The sequence below is a fragment of the Candidatus Leptofilum sp. genome (assembly GCF_965223285.1).
In the GTDB taxonomy this organism is placed as follows: Bacteria; Chloroflexota; Anaerolineae; order Promineifilales; family Promineifilaceae; genus Leptofilum.
In genome coordinates, this window is sequence record NZ_OZ244997.1 from 5,134,930 (window position 1) to 5,150,143 (window position 15,214).

Here is a 15,214-nt window from a genome sequence, read left to right on the forward strand (position 1 = left end):
TACATTACCCATTGATCACCTCCTGCTGCCACAACGCTTGCATGGCGGGCGAGGTTTTCAGTAATTCATCCAAGGTGCCGATGTCGGCGATACGGCCGTTTGCCAACACAATGATCTGGTCTGCCTGCTGTAAGACGGAGCTGCGGTGGGAAACGACTAGGCAGGTCGGAGATTGGAGATTGGCAGCCTGCGGCTGCGAGATTGGAGATTGGGCTGCGTCATCTCCAATCTCTAATCTCCAGTCTCCATTAAAAATACCTTCCCATAGCTGCGCTTCTGTCTCCACATCCAGCGCACTAGACAAATCATCGAACACGAATAGCTCCGCCTGACGCAGCAGCATTCGAGCCGTAGCGGTGCGCTGCACCTGGCCGCCAGATAGCCGCACGCCGCGCGGCCCCACAATCGTATCTAGCCCTGCTTCCAATTGCGCGATGTCTGGTTGGAGAACGGCTGTTTTCAATGCCCAGTCCAACCCGTCTTTTGGCAAACCTAGCAAGATGTTGTCCCGCAGCGGTTCACTAAACAAGCGTGGTACCTGCGGCGTGTAGGCCGTGCGAGGCGGCGTGAAGAAGGTGGCAGGATTTTGGACGAGACGGCCGTTCCACCTTATCTCACCCCCGCTGGCAGGCAACAGCCCCAGCAGCACTCGCAGCAATGTTGTCTTGCCAGAGCCAATCTTGCCCGTAATCACCGTAAAGCTGCCGCGCGGGAGGGTGAAGCTGATGTCGCTGAGCGACCAGTAATCAGTATACGGTGGGTCAGTAATCAGTGGGTCAGTCTGTACTGAATACTGAAATTCTAATCCTTCAACCTCCAACAAAATCAACTGATCTACCGCCGTTTTAACTGGTTTCTGGATGACGGGTGCAGGCTCATCTTCGTAGATGGGCACATGGGCCACGATGCTTTCTGGCGGAGCAGATGGCGTGACCTCCTGTAAGCGATCCAGAACCACCCGCTGCTGGGCAATTTCGGAAAGGTAGCTGCCAATTTGTGCCGGAAAGCGAGAGACAAAGAAAAGGTAGCTCGTGAATAGCACAAAATCACCGACGCTGAACATCCCTTCGCGCATCGAAAAGCCTGCCATCACCACCATGAGCGCGACGGCCACGTCACCCATGTTATCTGAAACAGATTGGAAGATAGCCCAGAACAGCCCAAAGCGAACATTGGCCTCGCGCCGTGCGTCGCTTAGCTCGCGCAGATAGCCAATTGCGCCACTTTCTGCATCCGCCACTTTGATAACCTGGATAGCACCAAAGGTTTCGCCTAAAAAGGCGGTTACCCGGCTGTCGCTCACCCGGCTGATGCGCACGTAGCTTAAAAAGCGGCTCCACGCCCACCGTGTGAGGAAAAACACCCCGATGAGAGGCAGGATGGCAACGGCCGTAATCTCCGGCGCAATGCGGAACATGATAATCAGGGCAAAAATGGTGAAGGCAGCGTGGCCGCTCACCTCAGGAATCCAGGTAGGAAAATCGGCAAAATCAGCCAGATCGTCATCCATCCGATTAATAACGTCTCCTGTGGGTACAGCAAGTGGTTCTGCCCCCGGCTTGCTCAGGATATTTTTCAAGATATTGATGCGCATTACCGACTGTCCGGCCATTCGCACCTTGGCAGCACCCCAGTTGCCCAAAATGTCCGTTAGCATCCGGCTTAGTTCCACACCAATGATGAGCAGCAGCAGGGTCCAGAGCGCGTTGGACAGGGAAACGGCCGTATCAACCGCACCATCCAGCTGATCAAAAAAACTTTTTTCTAGCCAACCCGGTACCAACCGCATTCCCATTGCATAAATTGCCATTGCTACGCTCAGCACGAAATGCCAGGGTCGGTAGCGGATGAGTGACCAGGTGCCAGTTCTAATCGGCAAGTTATTATTCATGATTCTCCAAATCGGTTAACACAAGTTGGCACAGATCTTCTACAGATTTTGTGCCATCTTGATACAAAACATTCATTTCCGACGCTTCAGCTTGCTCTTTGATGAGGCTGTTGTACCAAAGGCTGCGGCCCATGAAGTTGCGCAACATGCGTTCAGGATCGGACGATCCTGCCAGCCAAGCCTCATTTTTGCATTCGCGTGCTTCTAAAACGTCTGGATCAATCACCAGCCACCCTGCCCACACGTTTTCCATCTGCAAATTTGCTACCCACTCTGGCCGCATGTGCCAGCCATCAATGACAAGGCCGCGCCTTTGTTTGGTATATTTTTGGACGAGCTGCCGCACCATTGGCCAACTGCCTTCATGCCGCAGGGTGGCATCGGCAATGAGCTGGTCTACGGAGCTGTTGGTGAAATATTGTGTGTGCGGCCCTTTCCGCAGAGCATGAAGGCCGGGGTGTGTTTCCAGGGTGGTAACGGCAATAACGGCCGTTACCAAATCATCAATTGTTAGTGAAGTCACACCCAACTTAACAGCCAACGCTTTGCCCAACGTCGTTTTGCCTGCGCCCGGTGCGCCACCTATCAAAATCACTTTGTTGCTTGTCATGCCAGCGCCTCCTCGATGCCGGTGCGGAGCAGTTGCGAGAATCGAGAGTCAGAATTGCTGAGCAACTGCACGCGCGGACCGTGTTCTTGGATACGGCCGTTTTCCAAAATCAAAATGTCGTCAGCCCGCTGCACCGTGCGCAGGCGGTGGGCAATGATGACGGCGGTACGGCCGTGCAGCAGCGTATCAATGGCTCGTTCCAAAAGCTGCTCTGTCGCCGGGTCCAGCCGCGAAGACGCTTCATCCAGAATGACCAACTGCGGATCGCGCAAAAAGACCCTGGTAAATGCTAGCAGTTGCGCCTGCCCCGCCGATAATCTCCGTCCGCCCGTTTTTAGCTCAGTGTCCAAACCATCTGGCAGGCTGGCAAACCACTCCCCCAGCCCCAGCGTTTCCAGCGCGGCTTCAATCTTGGCATCGGGAATGGGTGACTTGGTGGGGTCGTAGCGGCGGAACAGCGTTAGATTGTCCCGCACGGAGGCGGCGAACAGCTGCACTTCCTGCGTCACCAGCCCAATGTGCCGCCGCACGTCGCTCAAGCTGGCTTGTCGCAAATCAACACCGTCCAGGGTGATGCTGCCCGTGTCTACGTCATACAGCCGAAACAGCAGCCGCGTGATTGTTGTTTTGCCGCTGCCCGTGCGCCCCAGCAAGCCAAGGACTTTGCCAGCGTTCAGTTCAAACGTCACGTCGTGCAGCACATTTTGAGACTGGAAATTGGAGATTGGAGATTGGTTACTGTTTACTGGATACTGCTCGCTACTTACAGATAACTGATCTTTATAGGCGAAGGAGACATTTTGGAAGGAGACGGCCGTTGCTCGTTCAGGTAGTTTGTCAGAAACTGATTCCTTCACGTCCGCTTCCAAACGCAAAAACTCATTGATGCGCCCGACGCTGGCAATCGCGCGCTGCATGGCACTAATTTGCCGCCGTATATATTTAATTGGCGACTCCATCAGCCGCACGTAAGCTACCAGCAAAAACAAAGTACCAATGGTGATTTGCCGCTGTAAAAAGAGCGTCCCTGCCAACGCCAGCGTTGCCACAATTGCCAAAACATAAAGCATGTAGCTGCTGCTAAAGGTGTAGCCCCCAATCAGATCTGCCCGAACGCGGCTTTTAGCGACATCTGCCAGCAGCGGATACAGTTTGTTGAAAACATACAGCTCACCGCCGTTGGCACGAATGTCCTCGGTGCCGCCAATGCGCTCTTCCACATAGCCGTGCATTTTGGCATACGCTTTACTCACGTCTCGCCACACATTCACTGTCGGTTTGCGAATGAGTTGCAGCAACCCCAGCGTTAGCAGGGCATAAGCTAGGCCAACAAGCCCCACGCGCCAATCTTCGCGGAACAGCAGCAGCAAAATACCCACAACCAGCAGGCTGTTGCCCACCAGCTGCACCACCAGTCGTGAAAAATATTCTGCCAAGTTGCTCACGTCGCCATCGATGCGTTCAATTAGCTCACCGGGCGTTTGCAGCTTATGAAAGCCCATATCTAGACGCATCGTGTGTTCCGTCAGGTCTGCCCGCAGACTATTGGTGGCCGCCCAGCCCAAATCTTCACTGAGGTAAGTTGTCCACAACGCGACCGCTTTTTGTGCCACAGTTACGATAAAGAAAACGATTCCCAACGTGATGAGCAGCTGAACAGCCGCGCCAGATTCGGCCGCGTCTAAAAAGTCGCGCAAAATTTGTGGTGCGTACAGTTGCAGACCAATGCTAGTAGCCAACAGTCCACCTAAGCCAGCCAAGCGTCGATGATACGGCCGTAAATACCGCCACAACATTTGCCAATGATTCATTTCTGATTTTGCTTCCATGCACTTACCCTCCTGGCCCCATGTATGGTTCCCACAGGTCACGCGCTAGCTGGTGCGGATTGCGCTCAAGACCATAGCTGGCAAAGTAATCGCACACCCGCGTAATGTCCCGCTCCAGCAATTCATAAGCGTGTGGGTTATGCCGCGCCTCTACCATCTGCGGAAAATCGATCAGGTAAACCGATCCTTCCCAATACAAAATGTTGTAGGCAGAGAGATCACCGTGAATCAGGTGATTGTCGAGCATCAGCCAAACATTCTCCATAATGCGACGGAACAGCGGTTCAGCCTCTTCTGCTGGCAGGCGCACCTCGCTCAGAGTGGGTGCTGGGCCATATTCATCCCCAATGTATTCCATAAGGATGGCATTGCCCTGATGGCCGATTGGTTTAGGCACGTTGGCACCGGCCTGGTACAGATGCGTCTGGGTGCGGTACTCATTGCCAATCCACCATTGAATATCCACCGATTTGCCGAAGCTCGTTTTTTTGTTTAGAGCCAGTTTCACCCGCCGCCCTTTTATCTGCTTGCCCTCGGCATCACGCAGTTGGCGACCAGCCTTGTAAATAGCATCATTTTTCAGGTGACGGAGTTCGCGTGGCCGGTACAGCTTGGCCGCAATAAGCACCAGGCCCGTGGCTGGATGCGCAGTGCAGGCGTACACGTTGGCCTCCTTGCCGCCTTTCACCAATCGGGTCACATCGCTGATGATTTGCTCGCGGTAAAAATAGCCCACCGACTCAATCACCCATTGGCGTTCGTGGTGCTTGGGGTCTAATGCTTTGGCGTAGCTGGGTACCCAACTTTCAATGCCGTCATCCATCGTGCGCAGCTCTTTTTGAATTTGGCGCACTTTTTTCTCGGTGCGACGATCTTTCTTCTTTTTGGGGCCGGGACGATTGCGCCGCGCTTTCCGGCTGTTGTCGTAAAATTGGTATGCTTCGTATTTTTCAAAAGCCTCAAATTTGTTCATTATTTTAGTTTTGGTGGTTAGGGGCTGGTTACTATAACCAGCCCCTAGCCGCTAGGAACTTAGAAGAATGTGGCTTTTGTTGGCTTGACGATTGGGGTGAGAGAAACAAAAAGCCACCGATCAGGGTCATGTGATGGTGGCCGGAGTTGCCGTTAACAGGCAACAAAAAAGCCACGGGCTTGTACACCCGTGGCCGCAATTTCATCCAATGGTTCGAGTTGGATTCTTAGCAGTTAACAGGTGTACCCACACAACGTAAGATTACGTTTCCGAAGATGTTGCTTTTCACTTTTGCCATCTTGTGGGTACCTCCTTTAAGGATTTTAGCGCAATTTTTTTCTACGGCGAACAGTCTACCATGCCTTTTTTGGTCGGTCAAGTAGCAAAAATTGACGTTTCTAACACTTTCCCCCATATCAAGGGTGATTGCCTGCGCAGGCAAAATAGCTACATAGTAGAGCCTGAAGCGGTCAGTTGCCGTGAGTTAACTATTCTCGAACAAGCTCACAAAAACCAGCATCTAAACAGGCAAAGACAAGTGAGCAAGTGGTTTGAATGCCATCCATGAAGCAAGTGCAGCCACCGATTCGTTCACAATCTTCCTGAAGGTCTTTTGCTGCTTGCAGAAACACAGCTGTGTCTAAAACGTGGGTAACCTGAGTGCCACTCTCAGGGATTGGGCTGTTGCTGTCGTTGGTGCAGCTCGAAAGCAACAGCACCGTTACCAAGAATAGTGCCAGGAACAAAATTACTCTTTTCACGATACTTTCTCCTTGTTACAAACTGATACTTTTCACTGATACGAATTGCTCCGGAACATATGTGGGGGTATCAACGAAGCAAAACGGCCGTTTTCCGGCACGCTGCTCAAATTCTGTGAGAAACTCAATTTCCAGGTTGGTTTGCCCTGTGGAACTTTCTGGCAGCCAACAGCGTTGCGGATGTAAGATTGGCGGCAAAGCGTGTACATATTCCCTGCCGCATGGAGGAAGTTGATGAAATTTGAAAGAAAGCTCATTTTGTTGTTTGTTGTTTTGCTGGCGGCTTGCTCGCCTGGTGGTGCAGAACCGGATTTGGTGGAAACGGCCGTACCCACCTCAGAAATCAACCCCGATGCCCAAGCCTTTGCCGATGATTTAGGAATAAGCCTGGAAGAAGCGTCGCGCCGCCTGAACCTGCAAGACGCAATCGGTGAATTCGCAGCGGCTCTGGAAGCCAATGAAGCAGACAGTTTTGCTGGCTTGTGGATTCAGCATGAGCCGGAATACAAGGTGGTGGTGGCCTTTGTGGGTGAGGAGGGGGAGGCGATGATACGGCCGTATCTACAAACCTACCCTCAGCTAAGTGACGTAATTGAGATTCGCACCGCCCAATATACCCTGGCTGAACTGGTAGCCGTCCAGCGCGAAGCGTTCGACATTGTGGCTCAGCTAGAACCGATGTCCATCGCCGGTGGTGTGGACGTAATGGAGAACCGCGTCTTTCTCACGGTGGGCAACCCGGAACTGTTCGAGCGAGCTGTGGCCGACGCTGGTTTTGAACTGCCGCCGATGGTTACGGTGGAACCAATCGACCCCGATAATATCCCGGCAAGCAATTCGGGTGGATTGGATGAGTACAGTGGGCCAGAAGGTCAAATCATCTACTTCCCCCGCCAGGCACCAGCCGTAGCGGGCATGGACGCGCTGCTGGAGGGTACGCTCGTGCTAGATGACAATGGCTGTCTGCGCGTGCAGCATGAAAGCGTGTCGCTCACTGAAGCACCGATTGTCATCTGGCATTACGATTTTTCGCTGGAGATCAGTGAAGAGGCAATTACAGTGTTGAATGGCGAGGGCGAACCAGTCGGCCGCGTGGGGGAATGGACGCGCATGGGCGGTGGCGAAAGCAACGCCATCGCTGAGCCAGAGATGCCCGAAGCGTGTTCTGGTCCTTACTGGATTTTGGGCGGCATCGAAACAGTGGCCGAGCAAGCCATCCCCGATATTTACGTCCAGCCTGCGGGTGATGCTATTTTCTACTTTCAATCCAAATGGGCTGTTGATGAAGGCAATCTCAGCGGCGTTTTGACAGTCGATGAGAGCTGTTTCCGCGTGAACGGCTACACGATTCTTTGGCCACCTAACATCTGGCCAAACGAAGATACCGATCCGCTGCAAATTGTGTTTCGCGGCAATGGCATTGAGGCGGCGATGTTTGCCGTGGGGGATGAAATTACGCTGCCGGGAAGCGAAAAAACAGCAGAGGATTACCGTTTCTTTGAAAACAAGATTGATTGCCCCGGCCCATTCTGGGGCGTGGCAGCCCTCATGCCCTCAGAATAATGTAGCCGCGGATTCTTTCCGCGCGGTTTGTATGTGGAAAGAATCCGCGGCCACGGGGTTACAGGAGCTGGCTGACTAAAAAGCCGAGAATATTCGTGTAGCCGCGCCGCACAAAGTTGGGCCAGCCATCGCCTGGCACCAGCGGCGGGAACGACGACGCACTTTCTTCGTTAAAGCGATTGTTCATCCCCGTGCCGTCCCACAAAATATCGGCCGTGGGAATGCCCAAATCGCGCACAAACGGGTCCGCATCATACCCATTGTTTTCATAGATATTGTCGCGCACCCAGTTGCCTTCTGGCAGCGGTCCCACGTCTACCTCGTTGGTGTCAAACGCACCGGTGCTGGTGAGGCTAAAGACGGCGACGCCCGTGGTTTTGTTGTTGCGGATTTCGTTGTGGTACACCTCGGCATTGTCGGTAGCCAGTAGCAAAATGCCCACGCCGGAGGGGGCGATGCCAGCAATGGCTCCGGGCGGGGCGAAGTTTTCATGATTGTTGTCTTCCACAATGTTGTCGTAGACGAGCGTGTTGGCGGAGATTTTGGAGGTGAGTTGGGGCAGCAGCACCACGAAGATGCCCACGGTGTTGTCGTAGGCGTGATTGTTGTAAATTTCGCCGTTAATCGTATTTTCTAGCTCAATGCCCAGCACGTTGCCGTACACCACGCTGTCGCGCACAATCACATTTTCACATTGTCCAGCATACACGCCCGCATCATCCACGCCCGTGACTTCCACGCGCTCGATCAAAACATCGGTGCTGCGGACGGGGTAGACGCCGTAGGTGCCCACATTTTCAGCATAAATATCATGGAAATGGACGCCGGTCACTCCTTCTACCAGAACGCCGTTGTCGGTGTAGTTGCGCACGTCCAAATGGCTGACGGTGAAGTTGTTGCCGGAGGCGATGACTGCTTCGGTCAGTTTGCCCTGGCCGTCAAAAACGGGCCACTCGCCCGCATCGTTGGGAATGCCGCGCAGGGTGATGTCGTTGATGTCGATGACGACGCGTTCGTGGTAAAGGCCGTAGGGGATTTCGATTGTGTCACCGGGACGAGCGCGATCTACGGCCGTTTGCACACTTTCCCCTGCCTGCACCACAATCGTCATCGGTTCCCGGTCGCCCAAATCGATCCCGGTGTTGTCACCCACATTGTGCGCCGCCACCTCAGCGCGGGCCGGATTGTCGGCAGGTTCGATGACGGGGAGGCCAGAGGGAACGGCCGTTGGCACCGCAGGCAACCCACTCTCATCCGTCAGGGCATACAGGAAGGCCACCAAATCGAGCCGCTCCTGATCCGTCAGGTCGAATCCCTGCACAAACACATCCACATTTTCCTGCCCATGTAGGCGACCGCCGCCATCGGCGTAAAAATCAACCACATCTTCCAATGTTTCCAGTGAACCGTTGTGCATGTACGGGGCCGTCAGGACGATGTTGCGCAGTGATGGCACTTTGAACGCACCCTCCGCACCATCTTCGGAAACGGCCGCACGCCCCGGATCATTGCTGGGTACACCCACCACGCGGAACGTGTCGTTGGCAAAGGTGGGCGCCGTATGGCACTCAAAGCAGCGCGTCGCGCCGGAGCGGAACAGAGCCAGGCCGCGCCGCTGGCTGGGGGTTAGGGCGTCCACATTGCCTGCCGCGTACTCATCAAATGGGCTGTTATTGCTGATGAGCGTGCGCTGGAATGCCGCCAGCGCATTTTCGATATTTTCCAATGTCACGCCATCGGTAAAGGCGGTGTCGAACATGGACGCGTACTCCCCAATGGCTGCAACTTCCGCCACCAGTGCCGCGGTATCGGTTACACCCATCTCATCTGGGTGGGTGAGGGGAATTTCTGATTGGACTTCGAGGGAGTCGAGACGGCCGTCCCAGAACAAGTTTTGCGCATAGCCAACATTCCACAAGCCGGGGGTGTTGCGACTAAGCACAGTGCCATCTGCACCAATAGCCAGCGGCAGTCCATCGGCAAAGCCCAAATCTGGTTGGTGGCAGGTGGCGCAGGCAATATCGTTGTTTTCTGACAGGACTGGATCAAAGAAGAGGAGATAGCCCAGTTCCGCTTTAGCGTCGGTGGTGGGATTTGCGGCCGTTTCATTCAAAGCCGGAAACTCACGCTGCAAACCAGTGTACGATGGCTGCACGCTACTGGCCCCCGCACCGTGATCATCGCCAACGTCGGGGTCAGCAAGAGCCGGAATGGCCGAGGCGACCAAAAAGATGATCAACAGCACGCCAATTAGCACGCCAAAAATGCGAACGATCCATTTCAGAACAGTGGACATGGGATTCTCCTCTTCAGTTGATAGTTTTAGTTTGCTAGTTGTTAGCGAATTGTACCAGCAACTATCCCCTAGCAACCAATGTGTTGCCAATGAACCCCGCGCATACGTAATGGGTGGAGTTAGCTTGCTACATATGTTTGGCGCGTTTATTGGGCAGAGTTGTTTTTCTGTTGGGCTCTCAGCAGTCGAACACAGACCAGCAGAGGTGGTTCCGCAATCGTTGGTCATCAAGAACGAGCTCGCGAATTGCCTTCGGAAGCTGGTCGCGCTGCCATTGGCACTCGAGTCGCCCTGCGTTTTCGCCTTCCCCTTCCGGCGCAGCAGCACGCGTGGCCTTGATCGCATAGGCGGCCGCACCAAGCTCGTGCGCTGCGACGTGTGCGACGGCTGCCGCCTGGCCGGCTGCATACGCAGCATACCGTGCTGATCCGCTCAGGTCGCTGGCCGCGGCGTTTGCATGAAAAGCTGCTCTGCGAGCCTCGGCCATTGTGATCTTGCCACGTACCCAGGTGCGGGCCTGCTCAATCGCCTGACGTGGTCTCGGGTCATCGGGCCGGGCTGACTCAAAGAGATCGAGGATGTGTTCGGCGCACAATGCTGCCCACAGGGCTAGTAGGTGATGATCTGAATCGGTGAGGGTCCCACCCCGGCGAATCGTGACGAAACGGGGGTCTCGGTTTTTCGGGAGGATCATCCTTTGCACTCCTTCAACTTACATCCGCCCAGCAACTATTCAAGTGTTTGCAGATAGGCAATGACCGCATCCAGTTCTTCGCCAGTGAGCTGTTTGCTAAGGGAGGCTGGCATCAGGTTTTCGTACCCTTCCACCAAATAGGCTTCTGGCTGCATCACGGAGGTGAGCAGGTAGGTGTAGCCGTCTTGCCCTTCCACGCGAGTTTCGGCAAGGCTGGCAATGCCAGCCAGCGATGGGCCAACGATAATCGTGTCTGGGGAAGTGCTGTGGCACGCGCCACAGTCGCGGGAGAATACTTGCTTGCCCTGTTGTGCCTGCGGGCTGAGCGTCGGCTGTGGTGCGGTTGGCTCTGTCCCTCCACCACAGGCGGCCAGGAAAAACAGGCCGAAGACGAGGAGTTGTTTGAAGTGATTGAGCATCGGGCGGGAAAAGTAGTTGAAAATCTTTGATGGCTATCCTTTACGGGCCAAACATGTCCAGAACCGGCGCGTACGAGCAGCGGCAGCCGTCTGGATGGGAACAGCCTTCCAGCGGCAGTTCGGGGGCTTCGTCGAACTCGTAAGCACCCTCGGCGGCGCGGCAGGCAGGACAGCAATCCCGGTTGGTCATAATGCGGACTTTGGTAGCGAGCCCATTTTTAATATTTTCTAACGCCTTTTTTTGTGTAGCGCGTTTGGTTGCTTCTGCGTCCATGAATGTATCCTCAAGCAGTAAGTCAATTTTTATAATTGACCTGCGGAATGGTAATTTATTATGCGCTGATTTTACGGGCAAGCGGTGGGGATGGCAAGGGGAAGTAAAGAAGTTGAACTTTTGCCAAAAGTTCAACTTCTTTGCTTGCACTATGAAATGAGGGCAGCGGGGGTAGCGCGGCGGCGGGTGGCAATGAGACGGCCGCTTCCAATTTGCTCCACGTAATGCGTCATGCGCTCGCAGGTGGCGACGAGGTCGTCGAAGGTGGGTTCGTCTAGCAGTAGGAGACGACTTTCCACCACGGCGCGAACGCTGGCATGGTACGGCGTGTCGGCAAAGAGGGCGTATTCGCCAAAATGCTCGCCCGGCCCCAGCTTGCCAATGATGCGCTCCTTGCCTTCCCCCGTCACAAACACCTCAACCTCCCCTTCGGCAACAATGTATAGATGAGTGCGGGCGGCACCCTGCTGCACAAACTGTTCCCCAGCGGCGATGCGGCGCGGCTCTAGACGGGCATCTACCGAGGCAAGCTCTTGCGGACTAAGGCTGCTGAAAAGCGGCATTTGCCGCAGCAAACTCCGGGCCTGCGCCCCGGAGCTAACCTGTTGGGCCAGGGTGGTGTCTGCTCGGAGCAAGGGGTCAAAATTGTCTCGGTCAATCACCAGCGTAGTGACCGGGGTGAGAGCGCGGTAGGTGAACTGGTAATCGCCGCTGCCAGCCAGGGCAGCATTGCCAAAATACCCCCCCGCTGCCAAAGTTGCCATCTGAACACCATCGTGAAACACACCGACCTCACCTTCTTCAATGAGATAAAAATGATGTGCCTCCCGTCCGGCGGTGGCGATGGTTTGATTGGCACGCGTATTCCAGCGGCGCAGCACCTTGAGCAGTTCATCGATGCCATCCTGGTCAAAGCCGGCAAAGATTTCAGCTTGGCGGATGAGTTCGGTGCGCTTGTCGCGCGCCTGAATGAAGCCCTGCGCTAGCTGCGTGCCCCATTCGGTTTCTGACAAAACATGGCGGGCTAGCGTTTCTGCATCTAGCCAGTCGAGGCTGTCGTAGGCTGCTTGCCCAGCTTTGCGGGTAAATGGCGTGCCTGCCAGATCGTCGAGGCGATCCACGGCCAGGAGCAAGGTACGTTGGGCATGTTGGCCTAGCTCCAGAATGGTGGCGTCGGGGTCAAGTGGCCCTAACGCCGCCATCTGGCTTTGGATAGCCGCCAGCCGCCGTTGGCCAAAGATGGCTTCGTAGCTGGTGAAGAGGGCAAACATAAATTGGTTGAAGCTGCTAATGAGCCGCTGCCGTTCACTAAAGATGCCCGGCTCGCTTGTTTCAGCCATCTCGGCGCGGGCAAATTGGGCGAGGGTGCCGAGCAGCAAGTAGAGCAGGGCAGCGTAAAGCCAAACGGTGATGAGGGTAAAATCTAGCTGAGGGTAAAGCTGGAGCCAGGGAGTGATGAGGATGGCAAGGCTGAAAAGGGCCCAGGGGAGGGCAAAGCGGGAGCGGGCAAAGTTGATAAGCAGTGGCCCCATCAGGGCTAACCCTAGGGTACTGCCTAAACAGATTATGGTGGTGGCGAGCCAACGGCCGTTCACAGCCAACACCTCACTCCCCAAAAAGTAGGTCATCCCCGTGTAGGTGCCGATGCCCAGCAAAATGAACAGTGCCATCAGCAAACGATCAGTAGCCGCCAAAAAGCTGTGGTTGATGGTGAACCAGGAGACAATGCCCGCCGCAAAGATTGCGCCCGCAGTGGCGATAAGGGCTAAATCGCGACCAAACGTGCCGGGGCTAATCCAGGCGAGGGCGAGGGTGAAGGGAACGGCCGTTAACGACCACAACGCCCATTGAAAACGAGAACCAGGCAGCTGCCGCGCCACGCCAATCAGGGCCGCTCCGGTGCCGATGTGCAGCAGCCAGGTAAAGATACCTTGCCAAAAGTTAACTTGCGTGGGCGTCAGCCGATTCAGCAGGAAAAACAGCAGCGGTGCGCCGAGGATAATGGGCAGACCGAGCAGCAGAGCCAGCACATCGGTCCGCGCCAGCAATTGGCGGCGGGCTAGCCACTCTAACCCGGCCTGAATGCGGTTCCAGCCGTACAGCCCCAGATAATAGACGGCAGGTAGAATGAATACGGCCGTCATCAACCCCACCGCCAATTTGCCCCACCACTGGCCGCTGTCCCACAGACCCAGGAAAAAGCCGCGCACGTACCCTTCCCAAAAGGTAAATGCCAGCCAAAGGGCAAAGGCAGAGTAGATGAGAGCCAAAATGCCAAAAAGCAAGAAGATGCGTTCTGGGCGCGACAGCGATTGCCAAAACTTTTGGAGAGAGCCTGTCTCGCGCAAACGAGGCCAGGCTTCGTGCCGCAGAAATTGGAAAGCGCGGTCGCGCAAGCCGGGCATCTCTAGCCAATCCATCAGCATAAAGTAGCCGTCTAGCTCTAGCAGCGGGTTCAAATTTACAATCACGCTCAGGTATGCTAAAAAGCCGACCTGGAACAGGAAGGTGGCGAGGATTGATTGCTGCAAACTGCTGTCATAAGCCGTGAGTCCTAGCAGCAAAACCCCCATCAGGCCACCGATCATCAGCCCAGAATACGGCCCGGCCCAGGAAACTTTAATACGATCCATCCTGGGCGAAAGCCAGGTGTCGCGAGTGTCTACAAAAAAGGCAGGTAATCCCCAATAGAGCAAAAACCCACCGCGATCCAGCTCGCGTCCCACGTGTTTGGTCATCAGGCCGTGGGCCACTTCGTGCAGGCCAATGACAATCACGTTGGCAATGATGAGCGTGATTACCCCGAAACCGCTGCCTGCAAAGTTAAAGCTGTTGCCAAAATAGCTCAGACCAAAGGCAAATCCGCCCATCAACACCAGCAAAAAAAGCAATGTTTGGCCAACGGGCCAAAAGAGTAGCTTCAGTCGCTGGTAAAGGGGGGTAAAAAAATCATCCAGGCCAGAGGTGGCCACCTCGGTGTAGAGGAAGCCTCGCAGCAGCTTTTGGCCACGACTGGTAGGTGCGCGGGCGGCTAGCTCAGCTTCGATTTGGTCGTACACCTTCACGTTAGGAGCCTGTAGAAAACGGCCGTCTTTCAATTCACCAATTAACGCTGTGAGATGACCAATGGGCAGGGTTTGGTAGCGACGGAGGCTGTAAAACAACAGGTCTTTGATGGATTTACGGCCGTTCATTTGCCACCAAAGCGCATAATCCTCCTCACCTAGCCGGAGGTATGATTTGGTTTCTGGTTCTTTAATGACGTAATAAGTTTCTGTGCGGGATTGCAGCTGCGAAACCACAATCTGTGGGTTGCGCCGAGGTTTGTAAGCGGTGGGGTTGGTAGCGTCTTCAAGCGCGTGCCAAAATTGCTCGGTGGACATAATGTAAGTTTAACATGCCTCATGGGTATGGTGAAGGGGGAAGTTGCGTGAAAAAAGTTGGGTATAATCAACCCAGTGGCTGGTGGTTAGTGGCTAGTAAAGGTGACCAGCCACTAACCACCAACCACTAAAAATACGAAGGAGAAAAGAGATGGGATTCCTGAAAAAACTATTTGGCGGGGGCGAGCCGAAAAAATATGTGGACAAGCAGGGCGTTTATTTTTACGTGTTGTGCGACAACTGTGGCAGCCGGGTAAAGGTTCGTGCCGATAAGCAGCATGATTTGCAGAACACGGGCAGCGGCTACGAGTGGCACAAAACCATCGTGGATAATCGTTGTTTTCGGCGGATTCAGACGGTGGTGCAGCTGGATAGCAGCTACCAGATGACCAGCCACGAAATTTCGGGCGGCCGTTTTATGACGCAGGAAGCGTATGAGGCGGCTGAAGCCGAGGCTGCTGCCGCCAAAGCAGCCGCAGAGGACTCGGCCAATAGCGAAGAGGCAGAAGCGTAAACCACCA

The 15,214-nt window shown here is 54.7% G+C and carries 12 protein-coding genes; 2 read left to right on the forward strand and 10 right to left on the reverse strand.

What is annotated here, in order from left to right:
- Positions 1 to 4: 4 nt before the first annotated feature.
- From ACOQPU_RS23150 to ACOQPU_RS23170, 5 genes are all read right to left on the reverse strand, one after another.
- Positions 5 to 1,891, reverse strand: a complete 1,887-nt coding sequence (locus tag ACOQPU_RS23150) for an ABC transporter ATP-binding protein (protein WP_420642202.1) — start codon at positions 1,889 to 1,891, stop codon at positions 5 to 7.
- Positions 1,884 to 2,501 (reverse strand): zeta toxin family protein, encoded by a 618-nt coding sequence (locus ACOQPU_RS23155; RefSeq protein WP_420642203.1) that lies wholly within the window; start codon positions 2,499 to 2,501, stop codon positions 1,884 to 1,886. Before ACOQPU_RS23155 ends, ACOQPU_RS23150 begins: the two co-directional genes overlap by 8 nt.
- Entirely contained in the window at positions 2,498 to 4,330 is a 1,833-nt protein-coding gene (locus ACOQPU_RS23160) for an ABC transporter ATP-binding protein (protein WP_420642204.1), read from the reverse strand. The genes ACOQPU_RS23155 and ACOQPU_RS23160 overlap by 4 nt, the downstream gene beginning before the upstream one ends.
- Positions 4,331 to 4,334: 4 nt before the next feature.
- Positions 4,335 to 5,303, reverse strand: a complete 969-nt coding sequence (locus ACOQPU_RS23165; RefSeq protein WP_420642205.1) for an RIO1 family regulatory kinase/ATPase — start codon at positions 5,301 to 5,303, stop codon at positions 4,335 to 4,337.
- Positions 5,304 to 5,791: 488 nt separating this feature from the next.
- Positions 5,792 to 6,064 (reverse strand): hypothetical protein, encoded by a 273-nt coding sequence (locus ACOQPU_RS23170; protein WP_420642206.1) that lies wholly within the window; start codon positions 6,062 to 6,064, stop codon positions 5,792 to 5,794.
- Between the two features lie 234 nt (positions 6,065 to 6,298).
- On the opposite strand from ACOQPU_RS23170, the gene ACOQPU_RS23175 reads away from it, so the two are divergent.
- Positions 6,299 to 7,627, forward strand: coding sequence for a hypothetical protein (locus ACOQPU_RS23175; protein ID WP_420642207.1), 1,329 nt, complete (start codon positions 6,299 to 6,301; stop codon positions 7,625 to 7,627).
- A 58-nt stretch (positions 7,628 to 7,685) separates the two neighbouring features.
- Here the strand turns inward: ACOQPU_RS23175 and ACOQPU_RS23180 are convergent, their stop codons facing one another.
- The 5 genes from ACOQPU_RS23180 to ACOQPU_RS23200 form a co-directional block, all read right to left on the reverse strand.
- Positions 7,686 to 9,923, reverse strand: coding sequence for a parallel beta-helix domain-containing protein (locus tag ACOQPU_RS23180; protein ID WP_420642208.1), 2,238 nt, complete (start codon positions 9,921 to 9,923; stop codon positions 7,686 to 7,688).
- A gap of 178 nt (positions 9,924 to 10,101) precedes the next feature.
- Positions 10,102 to 10,617 (reverse strand): putative immunity protein, encoded by a 516-nt coding sequence (locus tag ACOQPU_RS23185; protein WP_420642209.1) that lies wholly within the window; start codon positions 10,615 to 10,617, stop codon positions 10,102 to 10,104.
- A gap of 35 nt (positions 10,618 to 10,652) precedes the next feature.
- Entirely contained in the window at positions 10,653 to 11,036 is a 384-nt protein-coding gene (locus ACOQPU_RS23190) for a c-type cytochrome (protein ID WP_420642210.1), read from the reverse strand.
- Positions 11,037 to 11,076: 40 nt separating this feature from the next.
- Positions 11,077 to 11,310, reverse strand: coding sequence for a hypothetical protein (locus tag ACOQPU_RS23195; protein ID WP_420642211.1), 234 nt, complete (start codon positions 11,308 to 11,310; stop codon positions 11,077 to 11,079).
- Between the two features lie 149 nt (positions 11,311 to 11,459).
- Positions 11,460 to 14,693 (reverse strand): cyclic nucleotide-binding domain-containing protein, encoded by a 3,234-nt coding sequence (locus ACOQPU_RS23200; RefSeq protein ID WP_420642212.1) that lies wholly within the window; start codon positions 14,691 to 14,693, stop codon positions 11,460 to 11,462.
- Positions 14,694 to 14,844: 151 nt separating this feature from the next.
- On the opposite strand from ACOQPU_RS23200, the gene ACOQPU_RS23205 reads away from it, so the two are divergent.
- On the forward strand, positions 14,845 to 15,207 hold the full coding sequence (locus tag ACOQPU_RS23205) for a hypothetical protein (protein ID WP_420642213.1): 363 nt from the start codon (positions 14,845 to 14,847) through the stop codon (positions 15,205 to 15,207).
- Positions 15,208 to 15,214 lie beyond the last annotated feature (7 nt).